This is a genomic window from Paraburkholderia sp. (assembly GCF_028283785.1).
Taxonomy (GTDB): Bacteria; Pseudomonadota; Gammaproteobacteria; order Burkholderiales; family Burkholderiaceae; genus Paraburkholderia.
Map to the genome: position 1 here is coordinate 615,046 of NZ_JAPWKB010000019.1, position 24,207 is coordinate 639,252.

Consider the following 24,207-nt stretch of genomic DNA (forward strand, 5'->3'; position numbering starts at 1 on the left):
CTTTAGTCATTCTATGGAAAAGGGGTTACCGTGAGCCGTCGTCGTGTTGTTGTTACAGGCCTGGGGCTGATTTCGCCTGTTGGCAATAATGTTGCCGACGGCTGGGCCAATCTGGTCGCCGGCAAGTCGGGTATTGCCGACATCACGAAGTTCGATGCGTCGAACTTCACCACGCGCTTTGCCGGCGAGGTCAAGGGCTTCAATATCGAGGACTACATCCCCGGTAAGGAAGCGCGCCATATGGATACCTTCATCCACTATGGTGTGGCTGCCGGCATCCAGGCCATGCGTGATAGCGGTCTCGAAGTCACCGACGAAAACTCGGAGCGCATCGGCGTTGTCGTGGGTTCGGGCATTGGCGGTCTGCCGATGATCGAAGTCACGCAAACCGAACTGCTGAACCGCGGCCCGCGTCGTATTTCGCCGTTCTTCGTTCCGGCATCGATCATCAACATGATCTCCGGCCATCTGTCGATCAAGTTCGGCATCAAAGGTCCGAATCTCGCCATCGTCACCGCTTGCACGACCGGTTTGCATTGCATCGGCGAAGCATCGCGGCTGATCGAGTACGGCGATGCCGACGTGATGATCGCGGGCGGTGCGGAATCGACCGTGTCGCCGCTGGGTATCGGCGGGTTTGCGGCGGCGCGTGCGCTGTCGCAACGCAACGATGATCCGGCAACGGCGAGCCGTCCGTGGGACAAAGACCGCGACGGTTTCGTGCTGGGCGAAGGCGCGGGCGTGATGGTGCTCGAAGAGTACGAACACGCCAAGGCCCGCGGCGCGAAGATCTACGCGGAAGTGGGCGGCTACGGGATGAGCGGCGACGCTTATCACATGACCGCTCCGGTCGAAGACGGCGACGGCGCACGCCGCTGCATGCTGGCTGCGATGAAAAACGCGGCCATCAATCCGGATCAGGTCAACTACCTGAACGCGCACGGCACGTCCACGCAGCTCGGTGACCTTGCTGAAACCACGGGTATCAAGCGCGCGTTCGGCGACCACGCCAAAGACATGGTGGTGAACTCCACCAAGTCGATGACGGGTCACCTGCTGGGCGGCGCCGGCGGTCTGGAGTCGGTATTCACGGTTCTCGCCGTGCATCACCAGATCTCCCCGCCGACGATCAACATCTTCAATCAGGATCCGCAGTGCGATCTCGATTACTGCGCAAACACCGCGCGGGACATGAAGATCGACGTCGCGCTGAAGAACTCGTTCGGGTTCGGCGGCACGAACGGAACCTTGGTTTTCAAGCGTTTCTGATCGTTTGACGGCCCAGATACCGCTTCCGTCTACGCAAACCGTTCCGGCGCACTGCGCTGGAACGGTTTTGCCGGAAAGAGCGCCGCAACGTTTTACGTTGCGGCGCTCTTTTATTTTGGGCGCGCTCACAATGGTCTTCACATGCGTGGTCGTCGCCTGTGTTTTCGTGAATCTGACCGCATGGTTGGGCGGATGGCGGGCGCTACCGCTGGTTCTGGCGACAATCGCCACGCTCGGATTGAGCGCGGTGGGTTACTGGCGCAATGCGCCGGCATCGGTGAAAATCGGGCCGGATGGTTTGTCGGTCTGGAATCGCGATGGCAAACTGATCGCGCAGGGCGCGGTCACAGGCTGCAGCCAATGGACCGGGCGCTTGCTGATCGTCTCGCTGGCGGGCGGGGATGGGCCGCCGCGTTGGGGTCGCAGCGTGCTTATCGCCGCCGCGTCACTCTCTGCGGAAACCTTCCGTGAGCTGGCGGTTTTCTGCCGCCGAAGCGCAAATAACTGATGTAACGACTGTAACCGCTGTTACCGGAGTGGCGTGACGTTATGATGGGGACGCTACAATGGTGCCCCGCCATGCACCCCCAAGTGAACGGATTTATCAGGTGAGCGAAAAAGAAATTGATCAGGTGCTGGTTGAACGTGTGCAAAAAGGCGACAAGGCCGCGTTCGAGCTTCTGGTCTCCAAATACCAGCGCAAGATCATCCGGCTGATTTCGCGCCTCGTGCGGGACCCCGCCGAGGTCGAGGATGTCGCGCAGGATGCGTTTATCAAGGCATATCGGGCGCTCCCGCAATTTCGCGGCGAGTCGGCTTTCTATACATGGTTGTACCGTATTGCGGTAAATACGGCGAAGAACTACCTTGCGACCCAAGGTCGGCGTGCTCCAACTTCTACCGAAGCGGATGCTGAAGAAGCTGAAACTTTCTCGGACGCGGACCAACTAAGGGATATCAACACGCCTGAGTCGATGTTGATGAGCAAGCAGATCGCTGAGACGGTCAATGCTGCGATGGCGGTTTTACCGGAAGAGCTGCGCACCGCCATAACTCTTCGTGAAATTGAAGGTCTGAGCTATGAAGAAATCGCTGAGATGATGGGATGCCCGATCGGCACCGTTAGATCGCGAATTTTTCGTGCTCGCGAAGCCATTGCGGCAAAATTGCGTCCATTGCTTGACACACCCGAGGGCAAACGCTGGTAATCGCCAGCCGGCAGCAGGGGCAAGGACGCAATATCTGGGTTAGGTGGTGTCACTACAGGGTGTCTGCAAGATGGGGAGCATCATGGGTTCGGTCTCGATGCAATCGCAAGCAAGCTCGCGAGGCGAGCGTCTGTCCGCTGTTGTCGACGGCGAGTTGTTCGGCGAAGCGCATCTGAACAAGTTTATTTCTGAGCTGAACAGCGAAGATCGTGCGACCTGGTCGCACTATCATCTGATCGGGGACGCATTGCGTTCCGACGATCTGGCTGTCAGTCCGGCAGCAAGCGCTGCGTTTTTGAGCGGTTTTGCCGCGCGTCTGGAAAGCGAGCCGCATCTGCTTGCGCCGTCCGCCGTGCCTGCCGCGCGCAAGCTTCTGGCGTTCCGTCGTCGTGTCGTGCCGGCATTTGCCGTCGCGGCCGCGGCTGCTACGCTGACATGGATCGTCGTGCCGCAGTTGCAAGGCGTGCCGGGCGGTCCGGGCGTCGCGCAAATCGCGTCGGTGCAGTCGCATGGCGATTCGGTGCAACGCGTCGCAATGGCATCGGTGCCGGCTGCGACCCTGCAACCGGTCGTGCAGGACGCAAACATCATCCGCGACGCAAGTCTCGATCAATATCTGGAAGCGCATCAGCAATTCGCACAGCAACCGGCCATGTCCGGTTCGATGCCGCTGATCCGTGCTGCCGCTGTGACCACGCAAGGCCAATAGTCTGATGCAGACAACGCGGTTGAATAAAACGACTATATGGGGGCGGCTGCCGGCATTCATGTTCTGCGCAGCCGTATTGTTGTCCGCTTCATCGCACGCTTCGGCGCAGGCCGATGACGCGGCCGCCGCGCACCGTTCGGCGGCGGACTGGCTCAACCGCATCCATCAGGCTGCCCAGCAGCAGAACTACGAAGGCGCCTTCGTGTATCAACGGGGCGCCTTCGTGCAATCTTCGCGGATCTCGCACTACGCGACCCGCACCGACGGCGAATTCGAGCAGATCGAAAGTCTCGACGGCAAGCCGCGCCGCATGCTCCGCCATAACGACGACATGTACACGTTCGTGCCCGAGCGGCACTTGTGCGTGGTCGAGAAACGCCAGAACAAAGATTCGTTTCCGGCGCTGCTGCAGGCAAGCGGCGACCAGGTGCTTTCCGTCTACGACGCGAAGTTGCTCGGCAACGATCGCGTCGCGGGCGTCGACAGTCAGGTGATCGAACTCGATCCGAAAGACGCGTATCGCTTCGCGTACAAGCTGTGGGCGGATCAGAAGACGGGCCTGCTGTTGCGCACGCAAACGCTCGATCCGAACGGCCAGGTGCTCGAACAACTCGCGTTTTCGCAGATCCGGATTGGCGTGCCGGTCGACAAGACCCCGATCGTCAACGGTATCAAGAACACTGCGGGCTGGACGATGGTGCGTCCGCCGGTCGAACCGGTGGATATGTCGGCGCAAGGCTGGCAGATCGAACCCAACGTGCCCGGTTTCCGTATGATTCGTGAGTTGCGTCGACCTATGGCCGCGCGCGATCCCGGCACGCCGCCCATCCCGGTCGATCAGGCAGTGTTCTCCGACGGCCTCGCGGCAATCTCGGTGTTCGTCGAGCCGGTGGAAAACAACACGCGCAAGGAAGGCGTGGGCGACAGCGGCGCGACGCACGTGCTGGTCAAGCGTCGTGGCAATTTCTGGATTACCTTGCTCGGCGAAGTGCCCCAGACCACGTTGCAGCAGTTTGCGTCTGCCATAGAATACAAAGCTCCGAAGTAACCTCCCGAATCCTCGAATCCCTCGGCTTGCTACGATATGACGACTTTCTCGGTGCGCAAATTCCTCGCGGCCGCAGTAGTGGCGGCCTGTTTGCCGCTTCTGCCGCACACGGCGTCGGCGGCTCCCGCGGCCAATCTTCCGGATTTCACTGATCTCGTCGATAAAGTCGGCCCGGCGGTCGTCAATATTCGCACTACCACGCGGGTGTCGAGCAGCACGCGCGGCCTGCCGCCAGGCATGGACGATGGCGATATGTCGGAGTTTTTCCGGCGCTTCTTCGGCATTCCGATGCCGGGCGGTCCGCAAACGCCGCAACAGCCAGGCACGCCACGCGGCGGTGACAACGGCGGCAGCGGCAGCGGCAGCGGCGGCAATCAGGACGCGCCCGACAACACCGATCCCGAACAAAACAGCGGCGTCGGCTCGGGCTTCATCCTGTCCGCCGACGGATACGTGATGACCAACGCACACGTCGTCGACGACGCGGACACGATCTACGTCACGCTGACCGACAAGCGCGAGTTCAAGGCCAAACTCGTCGGCGTCGACGATCGCACCGACGTCGCCGTCGTCAAGATCAACGCGTCGAGCCTGCCCACCATCACCATCGGCGATTCGAACAAGGTTCGCGTCGGCGAATGGGTCGTGGCAATCGGCTCGCCGTTCGGGCTTGAAAACACGGTGACGGCCGGCATCGTCAGCGCGAAGGGGCGCGATACCGGCGACTACCTCCCGTTTATCCAGACCGACGTCGCGGTGAATCCGGGCAATTCGGGCGGTCCGCTGATCAATATGCAAGGCGAAGTGATCGGCATCAACTCGCAGATCTACAGCCGTACCGGCGGGTTCATGGGCATTTCGTTCGCGATTCCCATCGATGAAGCGATGCGTGTGGCCGATCAACTGAAGACCACCGGCAAGGTGACGCGCGGCCGCATTGCGGTGGCCATCGGCGAAGTGACGAAGGAAGTCGCGGACACGTTGGGCTTGCCGAAGGCGCAGGGCGCGCTCGTCAGCAGCGTCGAGCCGGGCGGTCCCGCCGACAAGGCCGGCGTGCAACCGGGCGACATTATCCTGAAGTTCAACGGTCATTCGGTCGATACCGCGACGGATCTGCCGCGGATGGTCGGCGACACGAAGCCGGGCACGAAGGCGACTATCACCGTGTGGCGCAAGGGCCAGACGCGCGACATGTCGGTGACGATCGCCGAGATGCAGGCGGAGAAGACCGCGAAGGCCGAAGACAAGAAGCCGCCCGCACCGAAGCCGCGTGCCACCAATGCGTTGGGTATTGCGGTGAGCGACCTGTCGTCGGATCAATTGAAATCGCTGAAGCTGCACAACGGCGTGCAGGTCGACGTGGTCGACGGTCCGGCCGTGCGCGTTGGTTTGCAGAAGGGCGACATCATCCTGCGTATCGGCGATACGGATATCGCCAGCGCCAAACAGTTCGACGCGGTCACGTCGAATCTCGATCCGCAAAAGATGGTGGCGCTGCTGGTGCGTCGTGGCGAGAACACGCAGTTCGTGCCGATCCGTCCGCGCGGCACCGCAGCGCCTAAATGACCGTCGCCCGCGCGCTCACGCTTTACGGGCGCGCGTGGTGCCACCTGTGCGACGACATGCGCGCCGCGCTCGACCCGCTGCTGGTCGAGTTCGCGGTCCAGGTGGATGTCGTCGATATCGACGCCGATCCGCAACTCGAAGCGCGCTACAACGAACTCGTGCCCGTGCTGGTTTGTGATGGCGTCGAAGTGTGTCGCTATCATCTCGATCAGGCTCGCGCGCGCGACGCGCTTGCCGCCTGGGCCGCTCGCAACGCGCATCGCGCGTGAGCGTGGCCTCTTCGATTCGCGCAATCTTGCGCAACTGCGTTGCAATTCCCGCGTTTTGAACGCGTCGAGACGCGCGTTTTTCGGCGCCCGGCGCGTGCCGCCGGGAAGCCGCACCAGTCCGCCCCCAGTAAGATCCGCCTGGCCGACAGCCTTTTCGGCTAAAATAGGCAGGTTTTTCACCTACTTACAAGGCGTGCTCCGCTATCGTCCGAGCGCGCCTTTTTCGCTTGATCGGCACTGAATGAATCATATTCGTAACTTTTCGATCATTGCGCACATCGACCACGGCAAGTCGACGCTCGCCGATCGCATCATCCAACTGTGCGGTGGCTTGTCCGACCGCGAAATGGAAGCCCAGGTGCTCGATTCGATGGATATCGAGCGCGAACGCGGTATCACCATCAAGGCGCAAACGGCAGCGCTGTCCTATCGCGCGCGCGACGGACAGGTCTACAACCTCAACATGATCGACACGCCGGGCCACGTCGACTTCTCGTATGAAGTCAGCCGCTCGCTGTCCGCGTGCGAAGGCGCGCTGCTGGTCGTCGATGCGAGTCAGGGCGTCGAGGCGCAGACCGTTGCGAACTGCTACACGGCGATCGAGCTCGGCGTCGAAGTGGTGCCGGTGTTGAACAAGATCGACTTACCGGCGGCAAACCCGGAAGGCGCGATCGCCGAAATCGAAGACGTGATCGGCATCGACGCAACCGATGCGACGCATTGCAGCGCGAAAACCGGCCTCGGCGTCGAAGACGTGCTCGAAGCGCTGATCGTCAAGGTACCGCCGCCGAAGGGCGATCCGGAAGCGCCGCTGCAAGCGCTGATCATCGATTCCTGGTTCGACAACTACGTCGGCGTCGTGATGCTGGTGCGTCTCGTCAACGGCACGCTGCGTCCGAAAGACAAGATCCGCATGCTCGCGACCGGCGCGCAATATCCGGTCGAACATATCGGCGTGTTCACGCCGAAGTCGAAGAATCTGGACGTGCTGTCGGCAGGGCAGGTGGGCTTCATCATCGCCGGCATCAAGGAACTCGCGGCCGCGAAGGTCGGCGATACCGTCACGCTGGTCAACCGTCCTGCCGCCGAGCCGCTGCCCGGTTTCAAGGAAGTGAAGCCGCAGGTGTTCGCAGGCTTGTATCCGGTCGAGGCGAACCAGTACGACGCGCTGCGCGAATCGCTGGAAAAGCTGCGCCTGAACGACGCGGCGCTGCAATACGAACCGGAAGTGTCGCAAGCACTCGGCTTCGGCTTCCGTTGCGGCTTCCTCGGTCTGTTGCACATGGAAATCGTCCAGGAACGTCTCGAACGCGAGTTCGACATGGACCTGATCACCACCGCACCCACGGTGGTCTACGAAGTCCTGCAGCGCGACGGCACGATCCTCATGGTCGAGAATCCGGCCAAGATGCCGGACCCGTCGCGTATCGAAGAAGTGCGCGAGCCGATTGTCACGGTGAACCTGTACATGCCGCAAGACTATGTCGGTTCGGTGATCACGCTCTGTACGGCGAAGCGCGGCAGCCAGATCAACATGCAGTATCACGGCCGCCAGGTTCAGCTCACGTACGAAATCCCGATGGGCGAAATCGTGATGGACTTCTTCGACCGGCTGAAGTCCACGTCGCGCGGTTATGCGTCGATGGATTACGAGTTCAAGGAATATCGCGCGGCCGACGTCGTGAAGGTCGACATGCTGATCAACGGCGACAAGGTCGATGCGTTGTCGGTGATCGTTCACCGTTCGCAGAGCCAGTATCGCGGTCGCGAAGTCGCGGCCAAGATGCGCGAACTGATCCCGCGGCAGATGTACGACGTAGCGATTCAGGCCACCATCGGCGCGAACATCATCGCGCGTGAGAACATCAAGGCGCTTCGTAAGAACGTGCTGGCAAAATGCTACGGCGGCGACATTTCCCGCAAGAAGAAGCTGTTGGAAAAGCAGAAAGCGGGTAAGAAGCGGATGAAGCAGGTTGGCTCCGTTGAGATTCCGCAAGAGGCTTTCCTTGCCATTTTGCGTGTCGAAGATAAATAAGACGAAGAACGAAAACCTATGAATTTTGCGTTGATTCTTTTTGTGCTCGTGGTCATCACGGGTATCGCGTGGGTCGCAGACAAACTGGTGTTCATGCCGCAACGGCGGCGCGCGGCGCAAGCCGCGGTCGCTGAGTTCGACCGTCAGCAGGAACGGGTCGGCGAGCGTTTCGCCGACGAAAACGCGCCGCAAACGCGAGCGCGTCTGCGTGACGACACGCTGCGCCAACCGTGGTGGCTCGAGTATTCGGCGAGCTTTTTCCCGGTGATCCTGGTGGTGTTCGTCGTGCGCTCGTTCGTGGTCGAGCCGTTCAAGATTCCTTCGGGTTCGATGGTGCCGACGCTGGTGGTCGGCGACTTCATCCTCGTCAATAAATTCGACTACGGCATCCGTCTGCCGATCGTCAACACGAAGCTCACGCAAGGCCGACCGCTGGCACATGGCGACGTCGTCGTGTTCCGCTATCCGAAAGACGAATCGGTCGACTTCATCAAGCGCGTGATCGGCTTGCCGGGCGACGTGATCGCCTATCAGGACAAGCAACTGACGATCAACGGCAAGCCGGTACCCGAAACGGCGATGCCGGATTACTTCGACGAAGAGCGCATCGGTTACGCGAAGCAGTTCAGCGAAGACCTCGACGGTCGCAAGAACGCGATCCTGAATAATCCGGCTGTGCCGCCGTTCGTCACGGGCGCGGATCAGTTCGAGTTTCGCGACAACTGCACGTACAACGCGCGCGGCGTGATCTGTAAAGTGCCGCCGGGTCACTACTTCATGATGGGCGACAATCGCGATAACAGTCTGGACAGCCGCTATTGGGGCTTTGTGCCGGACAACAATATCGTCGGTCGTGCGTTCTTCATCTGGATGAACTTCAGCGACCTGAAGCGCATTGGCTCGTTCAGCTAAGCGCGGTTGCTGCTAAAAATAAAATCGCGTTCACCGCACGCAGCGGATAACACGTCGCCCAGGCGCGGCGTGTTATCACGCTACTTTAAGAACGTGCGGTAACCTCGCTTCACATCGCTTTTTCGTTGGCCGTCCCGCGTTTTTGCCGGGGCAGGCGCCCGCGTTATACTCTGCCCATGCCCCAATCTCCGTTGGAAAGCCGTTTGCGCTACGAATTTCGCAATGCGGAATTGTTGCGTCAGGCTTTAACACACCGCAGTCACAGTGCCACGCATAACGAACGGCTCGAGTTTCTCGGCGATTCCGTTCTCAATTGCGCGGTGGCTGCGCTTTTGTTCCAACGCTTCAGCAAGCTGGACGAAGGCGATCTGTCGCGCGTCCGGGCCAATCTGGTCAAGCAGCAGTCGCTTTACGAGATCGCTCAGGCCCTCAATGTGTCCGAGGGTTTGCGTCTCGGTGAGGGCGAATTGCGTAGCGGTGGCTTCCGTCGTCCGTCGATTCTCGCGGACACGCTCGAGGCGATCCTCGGTGCGGTGTTTCTCGATGGCGGTTTCGATGCGGCGCAGACGGTCATCAAACGTCTGTACGTGCCGATCCTCGACCATATCGATCCGCGCACGCTCGGCAAGGACGCGAAGACGCTGCTTCAGGAATATCTGCAAGGCCACAAGATCGCGTTGCCGACCTACACCGTCGTCGCCACGCATGGCGCGGCGCACAATCAGCAGTTCGAAGTCGAATGCACGGTGCCGAAGCTGGACGTGAAAGTGTCCGGTTCCGGCGCGAGCCGCCGCGCGGCCGAGCAGGCAGCGGCCAAAAAGGCGCTCGACGACGTGATGGCGGCTGCACCTGCGGTTGTCGCGAAGCCGAAGCGGTCGAAGGGTTCGCGTGCTGCGAAGCAGGCGGCGCTGGAAGTCGTGCCGGGCGTCACTGGCGTACAAGCCGCTCTCGATCTGCGGGCGCCGGATCGCAAGGCCGACCGCGCCGACAGGCAACCGCGCGCCGACGCGCACGACGCGCACCGCGCCGCATCGACGGGCGGCGCACCCGCGCCGGTCGCTGTGATTCGCGCGGCGCATGTCGAGCACAGCGTGCCGTCGGTTGGGGCGGCGCTGGAGCGCGAAAGATTGAACGAGAAAGACAGAGCCGATAAGACCGCGGCGGACAAGGGCGCTGACAAGCCATCCGACAAGCCGGCAGCAGAAAAGAACGCTGATAAAAATACCGATCGGGCCGCAGAAAAAGGCGTTGCGCGCGTGCGCGACGGCGCTGCCGCGCCCACCGAACCCGGACACGAACCCGGCGTTGCCGACGCGGTGCAAGCCCGCGTCGCCGATGCGGGCCATTGATGCACCGACGCGCGCGGCGACACACCGTCGCCGCGCGCGTCTACTCGAAAGCAGCACCCGAATATGAACGCTTCCACACCCACTGGTTTTCGTTGCGGCATGGTCGCGATCGTCGGCCGGCCGAACGTCGGCAAATCCACGCTGATGAACGCGCTGGTCGGCCAGAAAGTCAGCATCACGTCGCGCAAGGCGCAGACCACCCGCCACCGCATCACCGGCATTCATACGCTGGAAGACGCGCAGTATATTTTCGTCGATACGCCGGGTTTTCAGACCAAGCACAGCGGCGCGCTGAACCGCTCGCTGAATCGCGCGGTCACGTCCACGCTGAGTTCGGTCGATATGATCCTGTTCGTGATCGAGGCCGGCCGTTTCGGTCCGGACGACCAGAAAGTGCTGAACCTGATCCCGAAGAACGTGCCGACGCTGCTGATCGCGAACAAGCTGGATCGCGTATCGGATAAAGACTCGCTGTTCCCGTTCATGCAGCAGATGAGCGGGCTGCACCCGTTCACGGAAATCGTGCCGCTGGCGGCGAAGAACATGGACGACATCAAGCGTCTGATGGCGACGATCAAGCCGTATCTGCCGGAAGGCGAACCGATCTACGGCGAAGACGATCTGACCGACCGCAGCGAGCGCTTTCTCGCCGCTGAAATCCTGCGCGAGAAAGTGTTCCGCTGGACCGGCGACGAACTGCCGTACACGAGCACCGTGCTGATCGAGAAGTTCGAGACGGAAGGGCGCTTGCGTCGTATCTTCGCGACCATCCTCGTGGAACGCGACACGCACAAGGCAATGATTATCGGCCAGAAGGGCGCGAAGCTGAAGCAGATCAGCACCGAAGCGCGTCTGGACATGGCCAAGCTGTTCGACGGTCCGGTGTACCTCGAAACCTTTATCAAGGTGAAGAGCGGTTGGGCGGACAACGAAGCCGGACTCCGCGCGTATGGGTACGAATGACGCATGGATGACCTTGCACGCCAACGCTGAATCCGACGACGGCGAGTCCGGGCGCAACGATGCGCCGGAACCCGCCGCGGATTCCGCGACGACGCACGCGACGGCGAAGCCCGCTCGCGCGTCGAAAAAAGCCTCATCTTCGTCGGCCAGAAGCGCCGACCCCGACGCACCGCCGCGCGAGCCTAAAAAAGCCGCTGCGCCGCGTCGTACGCCCCGCAGCACCGCATCCGATTACAAAATCGCCGAACAGCCCGCGTTCGTGCTGCACAGTTATCCGCATCGAGAAACCAGCCTGATCATCGACGTGTTGTCGCGCGATCATGGCCGGCTCGCGCTCGTCGCAAAAGGCGCGAAGCGGCCGCATTCGGCGTTGCGCGGCGTGCTGCAAACCTTCCAGCCGCTCGCGCTGTCGTGGTCGGGCAAGTCGGAAATCCGCACGCTGACCGGCGCGGAATGGGTGGGCGGCATGCTGCCGCTGACCGGCGACGCGCTGCTGTGCGGCTTCTACGTCAACGAATTGCTGGTCAAATTCTGCGCGCGCGAAGATCCGCATCCTGATCTGTTCCGACACTACGTCATCACGATGACGCGTCTCGCGCACGACGAGCCGCCCGTGCAAGTGCTGCGCTCGTTCGAACGCGTGCTGCTCAAGGAGACCGGATACGCGATGGCGCTGGGCCGCACGGTCACGCGTCAGACCGTGCAGGCGGACGGCCGTTATGTGTTCGATCCCGATCGCGGCGTGCGCGAAGCGTCCGGCGGTCAACCCGCGCAATGGCCGGTCGTATCCGGACAAACCTTGCTCGATATGGAGCAGGACGATTACCATCGACCGCAGACTGTCTCGCAAAGCAAGACGCTGATGCGTTTCCTGCTGAACACTTACCTTGGTGGCACGCCGCTCGCGACGCGCCAGATCCTGATCGACTTGCAGAATCTATGAGCTTCTTTCTTACGTCGCCGAACGTGATCGACCTGGGCGTCAATATCGATCACGTCGCTACGCTGCGCAACGCGCGCGGCACGTCTTATCCCGATCCGATCCGCGCGGCGCTGATGGCCGAAGAAGCGGGCGCCGACGCGATCACGCTGCATCTGCGCGAAGACCGCCGCCATATCGTCGACGCCGATGTGCGCGCGTTGCGTCCGCAATTGCGCACGCGGATGAACCTCGAATGCGCGGTGACGCAGGAGATGCTCGATATCGCCTGTGACGTGCGCCCGCACGATACGTGTCTGGTGCCGGAGAAGCGCGAGGAACTGACGACCGAAGGCGGCCTCGATGTCGCCGGTCAGTTTCAGGCGGTGAGCGCCGCATGCCGGCAACTGGCCGACGTGGGCTCGCGCGTGTCGCTCTTCATCGACGCCGACGAAACCCAGATTCGCGCAGCGAAAGACGCGGGCGCGCCCGTGATCGAACTGCACACCGGTCGTTACGCCGAAGCGCACGACGAAGCCGGGCAGCGTCGCGAATACGAGCGCGTGGTGCGCGGTGTCGAACTGGGCCGCTCGCTTGGATTGAAGGTCAACGCGGGCCACGGCCTGCACTACACGAACGTCCAGCAGATCGCGGCGATCGAAGGCATCGTCGAACTGAATATCGGTCACGCGATCGTCGCGCACGCGATCTTCGCCGGCTGGGACAACGCGGTGCGCGAGATGAAGGCAATCATGGTCGCCGCGCGCTGCGCGTCGCGCGGCTGATCGATACCGGCCATGGCGATCTACGGCATCGGTACCGACATCGTTCAGGTCAGCCGCGTCGCGGCGGTGATGGCGCGCACTAACGGCCGCTTCGCCGAAAAGGTGCTCGGCGCGGACGAGTTGCGCGTCTATCACGCGCGGCATGCACGGTCGGCGGCGCGCGGCCTCGCGTTTCTCGCCACGCGTTTTTCCGCGAAAGAAGCGTTTTCGAAGGCGATCGGGCTTGGCATGCGCTGGCCGATGACGTGGCGCGCATTGCAGACGCTCAACGAATCGAGCGGCAAACCGATCGTCGTCGCGTCCGGCGAACTCGCCGACTGGCTGAGCGCGCGCGGCATCACGGCGCGCGTGACGATCTCCGACGAGCGCGATTACGCGGTGTCGTTCGTGATCGCGGAAGTGCCGGACGCCGGCGCGCCGACTGCGAGCCACGTGCCCGACGCATCCGCAACGCCGCCCGCCGACGCCTGATTCCACCTTGCACTGCGCGTCTCGACGCGCGGTGTCTTCTCAAGATATTCCCGATGAAAAACCCCACACCCGGACCGGTGATGCTCGACGTGGCCGGCACCACGCTGAACGACGACGATCGCCGCCGTCTTGCGCATCCGATGACGGGCGGCGTGATCCTGTTCGCGCGGCACTATGAAAATCGCGCGCAACTGACTGCGCTGACCGACGCGATTCGCGGCGTGCGCGACGATCTGCTGATCGCCGTCGATCACGAAGGCGGTCGCGTGCAGCGTTTTCGTACCGATGGCTTCACCGTCTTGCCGGCGATGGGCAAGCTCGGCGCGTTGTGGGATTCCGACGTGCTGCACGCCACCAAAGTGACGACGGCGGTCGGTTATATCCTGGCCGCCGAATTGCGCACATGCGGCATCGATATGAGTTTTACGCCGGTGCTCGATCTGAATTACGGACACTCGCAGGTGATCGGCGATCGCGCGTTCCATCGGGACCCGCGTGTCGTCGCGTTGCTGGCGAAGAGTCTGAATCATGGTCTCGCGTTGGCGGGCATGGCGAACTGCGGCAAGCACTTTCCGGGTCACGGTTTCGCGAGCGCGGACTCGCATGTCGCGATGCCGGTCGACGACCGGCCGCTCGAGACGATCTTGCGCGACGACGTCGCGCCGTACGACTGGCTCGGTTTGTCGCTGTCGGCGGTGCTGCCTGCGCATGTGATTTATCCGCAGGTCGATCCGAAACCGGCCGGTTTTTCGCGCGTGTGGTTGCAGGAAATCTTGCGCGGCAAGCTGCGCTTTCCGGGCGCGATCTTCAGCGACGATCTTTCGATGGAAGCGGCGCGGCAGGGCGGTACGTTGACCGAGGCGTCGAAGGCGGCGCTGGAGGCCGGTTGTGACATGGTGCTGATCTGCAACCAGCCGCACGAAGCCGAGAAAGTGCTGGACGGCTTGCGGCACACGCCGTCGAAAGATTCGGTGAAGCGTCTGAAGCTGATGCGCCCGCGTGGCAAGGCGCTGACCTGGAACAAACTGGTCGCCGATCCCGCGTATCAGAACGCGCAGTCGCTGTTGCGTAGCGCGTTTGCCTGAGTAAGGCCGGGCGATGCGCTGACCGACAATGCCCACGCAGTAATGAAAAACGGCGACACGCATGCGTGTCGCCGTTTTGTTTTTGCCGCGCTGACTGCCACGTTCACCTGCGATGCGGACGCGGTGCGATCAGTTCAGACGCATCCGTTGCAGCTTGTTGTAAAGCGTCTTCGGACTGATACCCAGCAGCGACGCCGCACGATGCCGCGTACCGCCGACAGCGTCGAGCGTTGCGCGGATCAGCATTTCCTCGACGTCCGCGAGCGGCGTGCCGACTGTCACCTGAACGCGGCTGCCGTTCAGATCGCGACCGTTCGTCGAGCCGTTTTCGTCGGCGCGCAGCGTTTCGATGACATCGCCCGACGCGTGATACGCGCGCCGCACCCGATCCATCAATTCGGCGACGTTGCCCGGCCATTCGTAAGCGAGGCACTCGCGCAGGAAGTTCGGGCCGATCTGCTTCGGCGGCTCGCCATTGCCGCGCGCGCTCGCTTCGTGATTCAGTTCGTCGACCAGCACCTGCGCGATCAACGCAGCGTCGTCGCCGCGATCGCGCAGCGACGGCAACGACACGGCGGCCGCGTCGAGGCGCAGCGCGAGTTCCGGATGCAGGCTGCCGTCCGCGACCGCGACCCGCGTGGGCTTGCGGTTCGACGCGATCAGCCGGAAGTCCGTCACCAGTTGTTGCGTGCCGCCGACCCGCATGAACGTTTGCGAATCCAGCGCGCGCAGCAGCGCTTCCTGTTGTGCGCGCGGCAATTCGTCGATTTCGTCGATAAACAGCGTGCCGCCGCTCGCCTGTTCGAACAGGCCAGGTTCGCGTTGGTCGGCGCCGTCGTAGCCGCCGCGCTCGTGGCCGAACATCAGGCTGTCGAGCGGACGCGACACGCCCATTGCTGCCGCGTTGCGGCAATCGAACACGAGGAACGGCCCTTTGCGGCGACGGCTCATCTCATGCAGCGTGCGCGCGGCGATTTCCTTGCCGGTGCCCGCTTCGCCGCAGACCAGCACGGCGGCTTCGGTCGGCGCGAGATGTTCGATCGAGTCGTACACATGCTGCATCGCCGTGCTGCGGCCGATCATCGGACCGAAGCGGCCGAGTTGACGCAGCGTCGAGCGCAAGGTCTGGACTTCCTCGGTCAGCTCGTACGGACGCGGAATGCGCGCCAGCAGACTGCGCAGACGCGGGATATTGACCGGCTTCAGCAGATAGTCCCAGATGCCGTGCCGCAAGCCTTCGATCGCGCTTTCGACGGTGGCGTTGCCCGTCATCACGATCACCGGCAACGCGCCGCCCTTGGGCTGCGTCGGCAAATGCTGCAACAGATCCAGACCGCGGCCATCGGGCAGATTCAGATCGACGAGCACGACGTCAGGGATAAAACGGCCCAGCGCAGAGCGGGCTTCGGCCAGCGTGGTGGCGGTGTCGACGGAAAAACCGTCGGCCGCGAGGATGGCGGACAGGCCGGACAGGCTATTAGGATCGTCTTCGACAATGAGAGCGTGTGGCATGGCAAGCGCTATTCTGGGATTGAACGAAAATCCATTTCACGCCGCCGGTAATCCGGCGCGTGACATGGGTGCAAGCGAGAGCGCTGACGCAAACCGCGCGACGCGCCCCAGCGCCTTCAGAAGTCGCGGTTGCTGTCGAAAAACCGGCGCACTTCACGCACCGCTTCTTCACGCGTCTTGCCGTAGCGCTCCTGAATCAGTCCGGCGAGTTTTTCGGCCCGACCTTCGGCTTTCGTCAGTTCGTCGTCGGTCAACTCACCCCACGCAGTCTTTGCTTTTCCGAGCAGTTGCTTCCACTTACCTTCAGCGATGTCGTTATTCATGTCGCTTCTCCCGTGTAGAAAGTAATCTTTTAGAGCTTGTTCTACACATAAGCAGGGAGCGTGCCACGCATTAATTACTTAGACGAATCAGGCGACTAGCCTGCATCGGCGTGGCGGTAACGACGCGAAGCCTGGAAATTTGACGCAATCGACCGGTAAAGTTTTCCTTAACCATACACGGTCGCGCAAAAAAGAAAAAGCGCCCCGAGGGGCGCTTTCCGGCAGTTTTCACGAACGAATGAATCGTCGGGAGAAAACTGCAGCCTGCGAGCTGCAACCAGGCGCAATTAAGCGCGGCTGCGGTACTCGTTCGTGCGGGTGTCGATTTCGATGTTGTCACCGATACTGCAGAACAGCGGCACTTGCAGTTCGAAGCCCGTGCTCAGCTTGGCAGTCTTCAGAACCTTGCCCGACGACGTATCGCCCTTGACTGCCGGTTCCGTGTAGATGATTTCGCGGACCAGCGTAGTGGGCAGTTCGACCGAGATGGCTTTCTCGTTATAGAACACGACTTCGCACGTCATGCCGTCCTGGAGGTAGTTGAGCGCTTCGCCCATCATTTCCGCTTCGACTTCGTACTGGTTGTAGTCTGCGTCCATGAACACGTACATCGGGTCGGCGAAGTACGAGTACGTCACTTCCTTGCGTTCCAGCATCACGACGTCGAACTTGTCGTCGGCCTTGTAGACCGATTCCATGCCGGCGTTCGTCAGCAGGTTCTTGAATTTCATCTTGACGACGGCGGAGTTGCGGCCCGATTTGTTGTATTCGGCCTTTTGCACGACCATCGCGTCTGCGCCGATCATCACGACGTTACCGGTGCGGAGTTCCTGTGCGGTCTTCATAAAAAACTGTCCTGTGCGAAATGAATTGCTAACTGTGCTCTGCGGTCGACGACGTAAACGCGGACTTCAGCGCGAACGGAAGTGGAGTCGACGCCGCTGAACGGTGTGCGGTCCACCCACGAGGTTTCCATGCGGGATTCCCTACGGTTGCCAGATGCTTTCGATACTGGACTGCGCTTGCGTCGTCTGCCGCTGGATAACCGCTTATTTTAACTGAGTTTTTGCGAATAAGGCCAGATTTCCAGCCAGGTCGCCGAGGCTCGCGAGCTCGGTCGCCCACGTCGCGGCGCGCCGTTCCAGCGTGGTCCGATGACGCATGAAATCGGCCCAGTCGGGCGTTCCGACCCCGTTCCATGCATGCCAGAAGCGCGCGAGCGCAGTGCGTGCGTCGTCGGGCAGCGACGCGGCGTAATGCGCGAGCGCGGCGTCGAGTTTCGGCAGATGCGCGTCGTCGGCTTGCGGATAGATCTGCCACACGAACGGCCGCGCCGCCCATTGCGCGCGCACGAACGAATCCTCGCCGCGAACGAAGTTCACGTCGCTTGCCCACAGCAGCGCGTCGTAGCGCGATTGCTCGGTGAACGCGAGCGAACAGGCGGTCAGGTTGCCGCGCTGCGCCCGCGTGCCGGCCGCGAACGACACGCCCGACGCGTGCGCCGGCAGTTCGAAAAAGCGTCCGAGCGCGCCGGAGATACGGCCTTCGGGCACCAGCAACACGACCGGCGACGCCGCGTGTCGCCATTGTTCGAGCAGGCTATCGACGGCCGGGTTTTCGTACGCGAACAGCGACACCACGGTCGCGTCCGGCGCAGGCGGCGCGACGCCGGTTGCATCGTGCCACCACGCGGCGCGGGCGTCGGCGGACGATTCGAACGCGGCGCGCGCGGCATCGAGATCGCGCTCTTTCAGCACACCGCCCGTGCCCGGCCCGAGTCCGGGGAAGAAGAAGGTTTTGGTCAGCGCGTAACGCGGATGCGGCGACTGTCGCAGATGAAAGTCCGCGACCCAGTCTTCGCCGCTCAGGTATTCGAGGTTGAACCACGCGGGCGCGCGCTCGCGACGCGCCATCGCCGCGACGTACACGTTCGGCAACTCGCAGCCGAACGCTTCGATGACGACGTCGGCGATCTGCAATGTGTCGCCCGCGTGCGCCGGTTCGTGCCAATGTTCGACCACGATGCCGTCGACGTGCTGACGCGGCGCGTCGATCACGAGCGAAGGGCAGAGCCGCTGGAACGCGTGCAGATCGTCGACGAACAGGCGCACCTGCCAGCCGTGTTCATGCGCAAGCTGGCGTGCCAGACGCCAGCACACGCCGATATCGCCGAAGTTATCGATGACCGCGCAAAAGATGTCGCAGGCGGTCGTGTCGGCGGTCGGCGTGAGCGGCGGCGACCCGCGCGACGGATCGGGAGAAGGCGCGGAAGATCGAGTGGGCATGATGGCCTGTCAGATTCGCGGCGTGGGTGGCTCGGCCGCGAGCGGAATGTTCTAAACTGGCGATTCTAAAGCACACGCCGGCGCCTTCGCTGGCTGCGCGCTGCGTCGCCGGTGCGTGCCGGCAGACAATTCCGCCCACCATTCCAGACCGTTCTTCAGCCCGACCCTGCATGTCCGAATCCGAAGCAACTCCCGCGTTCGAGCCCAAGAAGATCCTCGCGCAGTTACCGCATCTTCCCGGCGTCTACCGGTATTACGACGCGCACGGCGCCGTGCTGTACGTCGGCAAGGCGCGCGATCTGAAGAAGCGCGTGTCGAGCTATTTCACGAAGACCTTGCTGTCGCCGCGTATCGCGATGATGGTGACGCGCATCGCGAAGATCGAGACGACTGTCACGCGTTCGGAAGCGGAAGCGCTGCTGCTCGAAAACAATCTGATCAAGGCGCTCGCGCCGCGCTACAACATCCTGTTTCGCGACGACAAGTCGTATCCGTATCTGAAGCTGACGGGGCACACGTTCCCGCGCATGGCCTATTACCGAGGCGCGGTGGACCGCAAGAACCAGTATTTCGGACCTTTCCCGAGCGCGTGGGCCGTGCGCGAAAGCATCCAGATCCTGCAGCGGGTGTTCCAGTTGCGCACCTGCGAAGACTCCGTGTTCAACAACCGCACGCGGCCGTGTCTGCTGCATCAGATCGGACGATGCACCGCGCCGTGCGTCGCGGCGATCACCGCGGAAGATTACGCGCGCGATGTCGCGAACGCGTCGCGCTTTCTGCTGGGTCGGCAGAACGAGGTGATGAAGGAACTGGAGCAGAAGATGCACGGATTCGCTGCCGAACTGAAGTTCGAGCAGGCGGCGGCGGTGCGCAACCAGATGAGTTCGCTTTCGACGGTGCTGCATCAGCAGGCTATCGAAGTGGGCGGCGACAGCGACGTCGATATTCTCGCGGTGGTCGCGCTGGGCGGGCGCGTGTGCGTCAATCTCGCGATGGTGCGGGGCGGTCGTCATCTGGGCGACAAGGCTTATTTTCCCGCGCACGTCGAGACTGCGCTGACAGCCGACGAAGGCGGTGTCGCCGACGATGAAGCCGGCGTGGCGGCGTTGCTCGCGGGAGAGCGGGCGGTGGCGTCGGCCGAGGTGGACGCGCCGGATCCGCTCGCGATCGCCGAAGACCTGCAACCCGAAAGCGACGACGACACGGACAGCGACGCCGAAGACGCCGAAGATAGCGAAGACAGTGACAACGCCGCAGCCGACGACGACACCACCGCCGCGACGAGCGCCACGTCTGCCGCATCCGCTACCTCGCAACGCGGCCGACGCGTGCGCGCGGGCATCGAGGCCGAAGTGCTTGAAGCGTTTATCGCTCAGCACTACCTCGGCAATCGCGTGCCGCCGGTGCTGGTCGTCAGTCACGCGCCGGCCAGCCGCGAACTGGTCGATCTGCTGATCGAGCAGGCCGGTCACAAGGTCAGTCTGCTGCGTCAGCCGCAAGGACAAAAACGCGCGTGGCTCTCGATGGCCGAACAGAATGCGCGCCTCGCGCTGGCGCGTCTGCTGTCGGAGCAGGGCTCGCAGCAATCGCGCACGCGCGTGCTCGCGGAAACGCTCGGGCTCGAAGGCGAAGATCTCGCGCATCTGCGCATCGAATGCTTCGACATCAGCCATACGATGGGCGAAGCGACTCAGGCGTCGTGCGTCGTGTATCACCATCACAAGATGCAGTCGTCGGAATACCGTCGATACAACATCACCGGCATCACGCCCGGCGACGATTACGCGGCCATGCGCCAGGTGTTGACGCGCCGCTACGAAAAAATGGTCGCGCAAGCGGCCGCCAATGCCGCCGATCAAGCCGCCGAACTGCAATCCGATCCGGCAGCGGAAGGCGCGGAGCCGGACGTGACCGCTGCGACGGGCGGCACGTTGCCGACCATCGTGCTGATCGACGGCGGCAAAGGGCAGGTGGAAATCGCGCGGCAGGTGTTCACCGAAGTCGGGCTGGATATCGGCATGCTGGTCGGCGTCGCGAAAGGCGAGGGGCGCAAGGTCGGTCTGGAGACGTTGATTTTCGCGGACGGCCGGCCGTCGCTGGAACTCGGCAAGGAAAGCGCGGCGTTGATGCTGGTCGCGCAGATCCGCGACGAAGCGCACCGCTTCGCGATCACCGGAATGCGCGCCAAACGCGCGAAGACGCGGCAGACGTCGCGCCTCGAAGAACTCGAAGGCGTGGGCGCGAAGCGGCGTCAGCGCTTGCTCGCGCGCTTTGGCGGCTTGCGCGGCGTGGTCGCGGCAAGCGTCGAGGATCTCGCCAGCGTCGAAGGTATTTCGCTCGCGCTGGCCGAGCAGATTTACCGTCAATTGCACTGACGCACACCCGCGCGACGCGGCACTCGGGCCGCGTCGCCGCCGCTTTGCTTGTGGCAGGCCCCACGACGCGGCACAATTGCATCTCCCTTGTCAGACGCTGCGCCTGCCCTCATGCCGTTTAATTTCCCGATTTTTTTGACGTGGCTGCGGATCGTGCTGATTCCGCTGGTCGTCGGCGTGTTCTATTTGCCGGATCTGATGATGAGCCCGGTGCATCGCAACGTGGCGGCAGCGACCATCTTTATCCTGGCCGCGCTCACCGACTGGTTCGACGGTTATCTCGCGCGTAAATGGAACCAGACGTCCGCGTTCGGCGCGTTCCTCGATCCGGTCGCCGACAAGCTGATGGTGACGGCTGCGTTGCTGGTGCTCGTGCAACTCGCACGACTCGACTCGGCGATCGCGCTCGTGATCGTCGGGCGCGAGATCGCCATTTCTGCGCTGCGCGAATGGATGGCGCAGATCGGCGCTTCGAAGAGCGTCGCGGTGAATTCGCTCGGCAAGTTCAAGACCGCGTGTCAGATGATCGCGATCCCGATGTTGCTGCTGTACGGGCCGTTGCCGCTCGGCGGCGGCTTCACGATCGACACGCGGGTGTGGGGCGCGTGGTTGATCTATCTCGCGGCCTTCCTGACGATCTGGTCGATGCTGTACTACATGAAGCTCGCATGGCCGCAGATTCGCGAGCGAGGCGGCGTCGCATAAGTGCATGAGCGCAAAGGCGGTTTGCGCGGACATCGATGCATGCACGTTGACGGCATCAATGTCCGTGCAACATCTCATCAACACTTTCAGCGATGTCCGATTCAAATAGATGCGTGAAAGGGGTTGACACTCTTCGGCGGCTTCTCCATAATCCTGCTTCTCCGCTGCACGCAGTACAAAGCAGGCGGCGAAGTAAAGCAGCAGAAGCAGGCGCTTTACGATGAGAACGCTGAAGTTGCAGTAAGTAAGCAACACAGCAGGTAGCACAACGCGGGAGTAGCTCAGTTGGTAGAGCGCAACCTTGCCAAGGTTGAGGTCGCGAGTTCGAGCCTCGTCTCCCGCTCCAGAATTTTGAAGCAGCGTATGTGCGGTGGGCTTTGTGGCAGAAGCCGGTAGTGATGCTGTACGGTGTTAAGCAGGACCATGCGGGAGTAGCTCAGTTGGTAGAGCGCAACCTTGCCAAGGTTGAGGTCGCGAGTTCGAGCCTCGTCTCCCGCTCCAGACATTCGGGGAAGCAGCGCTTCCCTTTTTGTTTGGTTGGCCGTCAGGCCAGCGCAAACATCGGCTTGGCCGTGTCAGTGCGAATGTTGCAACGGTTAGCCAGAGCCCGCTTATGGCGCGATAGCAAAGCGGTTATGCAGCGGCCTGCAAAGCCGTTTAGGCCGGTTCGACTCCGGCTCGCGCCTCCAGAAGTTGTAAAGAAAAGCCCCGCACCGTCGGGGCTTTTCTTTTTGGTTTTTCACTTCTGATTCGCAAACGTCGGTGCGGCGTTCGCGTCGCGCGACGCTGGCATAATCGCGAATACGCGATGAATCCGGTGGCCGCATGCGCCATCGCGATCCCGACACTCCCACGTTTTTGAAGTGACGCAAAGCTGATGACTACGCCGCACGCCTCCGCGCAATTTCCCGATTCATCCCCGCAAACCGCACTCGACTGGCGCTGGAAACCGTTCGACGCGCTCAGCACCGTCGAGGTCTACGCGATGCTGGCCGCGCGCAGCGAAGTGTTCGTGGTCGAGCAGAAATGTGTGTACGAAGACATCGACGGTCTCGATACCGAAGCGTGGCATCTGTTCGCTTACGGCACCGCTGACGGCGAACCGGACGCGGCATCGGCGGCGAGCGGCAAGCCGCAACTGGCCGGCTATCTGCGTGTGCTGTTGCCCGACGCCGATCTCTCCGTCGATGGTGCGGAAACCGATATCCGTATCGGTCGCGTGCTGACCACGTCTGCGTTTCGCGGCAAGGGTCTGGGCAACGCAATGCTCGAACGCGCGCTGCAACTGATTCGCGCGCAATGGCCCGGCACGCCGATCCGTCTGCATGCGCAGGCGCATCTGCAGGCGTTTTACGGCGCGTTCGGCTTTGCGCCGGTGTCCGACGTGCATGACGACGACGGCATCCCGCACGTGTGGATGCGTTCCGCCTGAGCGTGAACCGGCCGCGTTCGCGCGCGCGGCTCGCGCAAACGGCCGCGCGCAGACAGGCGCATCCAGTGGCGCAACGCCACCAGCGCACCGATCACGCTCATCATCGAGCCGGGAATCCATAGCAACAAGCCGCCAATCTGCTGATCGCGCATCGGGCTGAGCCACGTGAATGCGCGTCCGCAAATCGAATACACGGGATACAGCTCGTGTGACGAGAAAAAGATAAACGCGCCCAGCGCGATCTGCGGTGGAATCGCGGCGATCACGACGAGAATGCGCCGCCCCGGCGCCAGTCGCGCAGGCGGCGCGGGTCGCGGATCGAGCACCAGCCACCAGAACAGCAACCCGTCGATCACCATGCTCCAGTTCATCACGCGATACAGCCGCCAGTCGAGCATCGCGACGAAGTGAACCGGCGACAGCAACCAGAAATAAATCAGCCCGACAAACAGCGTCACCGCGACGACCGGATGCATCAGCACGTCCACCGTCTTGCGGACCGCGTACGTGCGCATCACGGGCCGCAGAAAACCTTGCCGACAGCTAAACGGAATCCCCGCGCGCAGCGCCGGACCGGGATACGACAGCGCGATAAAAAACGGCCCGAGATGATGCAGCACCAGATGCTGCGCGCGATGCATGAAAAACTCGTGTTCGAAGAAATAATCGAGGCGCGTGTGCAGCGCGATATACAAGGCCGTCAGCCCGAACCAGAACGACACGCGACGCAGCAGCGTGACGCGTGCTTTCGACGCGCCGCGCACGAACAGCACGGCGCTCAGCACGATCGCGATCACGACGGTCGGCGACGGTTCCCACGGATCGAGCCAGGCGAGCAGATTCATCGGCGGCGTTGAAATGTTGCTGGAACGACGCGTGCGGTGGACAACGGGCGTTCGGGTCGTTCGGGTCTCATGGGTTCGGTGTGCGTTCGGGTTTCATACTGTGGGCAAGTGCTCGCGGTCATCGACGGTCGATCGTGCGGGC

23 protein-coding genes and 3 tRNA genes are annotated in these 24,207 nt (G+C 62.4%); 21 read left to right on the forward strand and 5 right to left on the reverse strand.

What is annotated here, in order from left to right:
- Window positions 1–30 precede the first annotated feature (30 nt).
- From fabF to nagZ, 15 genes are all read left to right on the forward strand, one after another.
- Entirely contained in the window at window positions 31–1,269 is a 1,239-nt protein-coding gene (fabF, locus tag PW947_RS25080; protein ID WP_299635084.1) for a beta-ketoacyl-ACP synthase II, read from the forward strand.
- A 166-nt stretch (window positions 1,270–1,435) separates the two neighbouring features.
- Complete coding sequence (locus tag PW947_RS25085; protein WP_299635085.1) at window positions 1,436–1,777, forward strand: hypothetical protein; 342 nt, start codon at window positions 1,436–1,438, stop codon at window positions 1,775–1,777.
- 100 nt (window positions 1,778–1,877) lie between these two features.
- Window positions 1,878–2,477, forward strand: a complete 600-nt coding sequence (gene rpoE / locus PW947_RS25090) for an RNA polymerase sigma factor RpoE (protein WP_299635086.1) — start codon at window positions 1,878–1,880, stop codon at window positions 2,475–2,477.
- 82 nt (window positions 2,478–2,559) lie between these two features.
- Window positions 2,560–3,186, forward strand: a complete 627-nt coding sequence (locus PW947_RS25095; RefSeq protein WP_299635087.1) for an RseA family anti-sigma factor — start codon at window positions 2,560–2,562, stop codon at window positions 3,184–3,186.
- Window positions 3,187–3,190: 4 nt separating this feature from the next.
- Window positions 3,191–4,234, forward strand: a complete 1,044-nt coding sequence (locus PW947_RS25100; RefSeq protein WP_299635088.1) for a MucB/RseB C-terminal domain-containing protein — start codon at window positions 3,191–3,193, stop codon at window positions 4,232–4,234.
- A gap of 36 nt (window positions 4,235–4,270) precedes the next feature.
- Window positions 4,271–5,800, forward strand: coding sequence for a DegQ family serine endoprotease (locus tag PW947_RS25105; RefSeq protein WP_299635089.1), 1,530 nt, complete (start codon window positions 4,271–4,273; stop codon window positions 5,798–5,800).
- Window positions 5,797–6,069, forward strand: a complete 273-nt coding sequence (locus PW947_RS25110) for a glutaredoxin family protein (RefSeq protein ID WP_299635090.1) — start codon at window positions 5,797–5,799, stop codon at window positions 6,067–6,069. Before PW947_RS25105 ends, PW947_RS25110 begins: the two co-directional genes overlap by 4 nt.
- 241 nt (window positions 6,070–6,310) lie before the next feature.
- Window positions 6,311–8,104 carry a translation elongation factor 4 gene (lepA, locus tag PW947_RS25115; protein WP_299635091.1) on the forward strand — a complete coding sequence of 598 codons (1,794 nt, stop codon included), beginning with the start codon at window positions 6,311–6,313 and terminating at the stop codon, window positions 8,102–8,104.
- Window positions 8,105–8,122: 18 nt separating this feature from the next.
- Entirely contained in the window at window positions 8,123–9,016 is an 894-nt protein-coding gene (gene lepB, locus PW947_RS25120; RefSeq protein ID WP_299635092.1) for a signal peptidase I, read from the forward strand.
- Window positions 9,017–9,192: 176 nt separating this feature from the next.
- Entirely contained in the window at window positions 9,193–10,365 is a 1,173-nt protein-coding gene (gene rnc / locus PW947_RS25125) for a ribonuclease III (protein ID WP_299635093.1), read from the forward strand.
- Between the two features lie 63 nt (window positions 10,366–10,428).
- Window positions 10,429–11,328, forward strand: a complete 900-nt coding sequence (era, locus tag PW947_RS25130) for a GTPase Era (RefSeq protein ID WP_299635094.1) — start codon at window positions 10,429–10,431, stop codon at window positions 11,326–11,328.
- Window positions 11,315–12,271 carry a DNA repair protein RecO gene (gene recO / locus PW947_RS25135; RefSeq protein WP_299635095.1) on the forward strand — a complete coding sequence of 319 codons (957 nt, stop codon included), beginning with the start codon at window positions 11,315–11,317 and terminating at the stop codon, window positions 12,269–12,271. The genes era and recO overlap by 14 nt, the downstream gene beginning before the upstream one ends.
- Entirely contained in the window at window positions 12,268–13,032 is a 765-nt protein-coding gene (pdxJ, locus tag PW947_RS25140; protein WP_299635096.1) for a pyridoxine 5'-phosphate synthase, read from the forward strand. The genes recO and pdxJ overlap by 4 nt, the downstream gene beginning before the upstream one ends.
- A gap of 12 nt (window positions 13,033–13,044) precedes the next feature.
- A complete protein-coding gene (acpS, locus tag PW947_RS25145; protein ID WP_299635097.1) occupies window positions 13,045–13,503 on the forward strand; it encodes a holo-ACP synthase in 459 nt (152 codons plus the stop codon).
- A 53-nt stretch (window positions 13,504–13,556) separates the two neighbouring features.
- The gene (nagZ, locus tag PW947_RS25150; RefSeq protein WP_299635098.1) at window positions 13,557–14,588 is read left to right on the forward strand and encodes a beta-N-acetylhexosaminidase; all 1,032 of its coding nucleotides are present in this window, start codon (window positions 13,557–13,559) and stop codon (window positions 14,586–14,588) included.
- 129 nt (window positions 14,589–14,717) lie between these two features.
- Here nagZ and PW947_RS25155 read toward each other — a convergent pair whose 3' ends face one another.
- The 4 genes from PW947_RS25155 to earP all read right to left on the reverse strand — a co-directional run bounded on the left by PW947_RS25155 (window position 14,718) and on the right by earP (window position 18,708).
- Window positions 14,718–16,100 carry a sigma-54 dependent transcriptional regulator gene (locus PW947_RS25155; protein ID WP_299635099.1) on the reverse strand — a complete coding sequence of 461 codons (1,383 nt, stop codon included), beginning with the start codon at window positions 16,098–16,100 and terminating at the stop codon, window positions 14,718–14,720.
- A 116-nt stretch (window positions 16,101–16,216) separates the two neighbouring features.
- Window positions 16,217–16,423, reverse strand: a complete 207-nt coding sequence (locus tag PW947_RS25160) for a CsbD family protein (RefSeq protein WP_299635100.1) — start codon at window positions 16,421–16,423, stop codon at window positions 16,217–16,219.
- 287 nt (window positions 16,424–16,710) lie between these two features.
- Window positions 16,711–17,268 carry an elongation factor P gene (gene efp / locus PW947_RS25165; protein WP_299635101.1) on the reverse strand — a complete coding sequence of 186 codons (558 nt, stop codon included), beginning with the start codon at window positions 17,266–17,268 and terminating at the stop codon, window positions 16,711–16,713.
- Window positions 17,269–17,472: 204 nt separating this feature from the next.
- On the reverse strand, window positions 17,473–18,708 hold the full coding sequence (gene earP / locus PW947_RS25170) for an elongation factor P maturation arginine rhamnosyltransferase EarP (protein ID WP_299635102.1): 1,236 nt from the start codon (window positions 18,706–18,708) through the stop codon (window positions 17,473–17,475).
- A 170-nt stretch (window positions 18,709–18,878) separates the two neighbouring features.
- Between earP and uvrC the strand changes: the two genes are divergently transcribed.
- From uvrC to PW947_RS25200, 6 genes are all read left to right on the forward strand, one after another.
- Entirely contained in the window at window positions 18,879–21,083 is a 2,205-nt protein-coding gene (uvrC, locus tag PW947_RS25175; protein ID WP_299635103.1) for an excinuclease ABC subunit UvrC, read from the forward strand.
- Window positions 21,084–21,194: 111 nt separating this feature from the next.
- Window positions 21,195–21,788, forward strand: coding sequence for a CDP-diacylglycerol--glycerol-3-phosphate 3-phosphatidyltransferase (gene pgsA, locus PW947_RS25180; RefSeq protein WP_299635104.1), 594 nt, complete (start codon window positions 21,195–21,197; stop codon window positions 21,786–21,788).
- 270 nt (window positions 21,789–22,058) lie between these two features.
- A tRNA-Gly gene (locus PW947_RS25185) sits at window positions 22,059–22,134 on the forward strand.
- Window positions 22,135–22,213: 79 nt separating this feature from the next.
- Window positions 22,214–22,289, forward strand: a tRNA-Gly gene (locus tag PW947_RS25190).
- Between the two features lie 114 nt (window positions 22,290–22,403).
- Window positions 22,404–22,477 (forward strand) — tRNA-Cys (locus PW947_RS25195).
- Between the two features lie 188 nt (window positions 22,478–22,665).
- Window positions 22,666–23,220 carry a GNAT family N-acetyltransferase gene (locus tag PW947_RS25200; RefSeq protein ID WP_299635105.1) on the forward strand — a complete coding sequence of 185 codons (555 nt, stop codon included), beginning with the start codon at window positions 22,666–22,668 and terminating at the stop codon, window positions 23,218–23,220.
- Here PW947_RS25200 and PW947_RS25205 read toward each other — a convergent pair.
- Window positions 23,139–24,065 (reverse strand): cytochrome c oxidase assembly protein, encoded by a 927-nt coding sequence (locus tag PW947_RS25205; protein ID WP_299635106.1) that lies wholly within the window; start codon window positions 24,063–24,065, stop codon window positions 23,139–23,141. The two genes, PW947_RS25200 and PW947_RS25205, sit on opposite strands and share 82 nt — an antisense overlap.
- Window positions 24,066–24,207 lie beyond the last annotated feature (142 nt).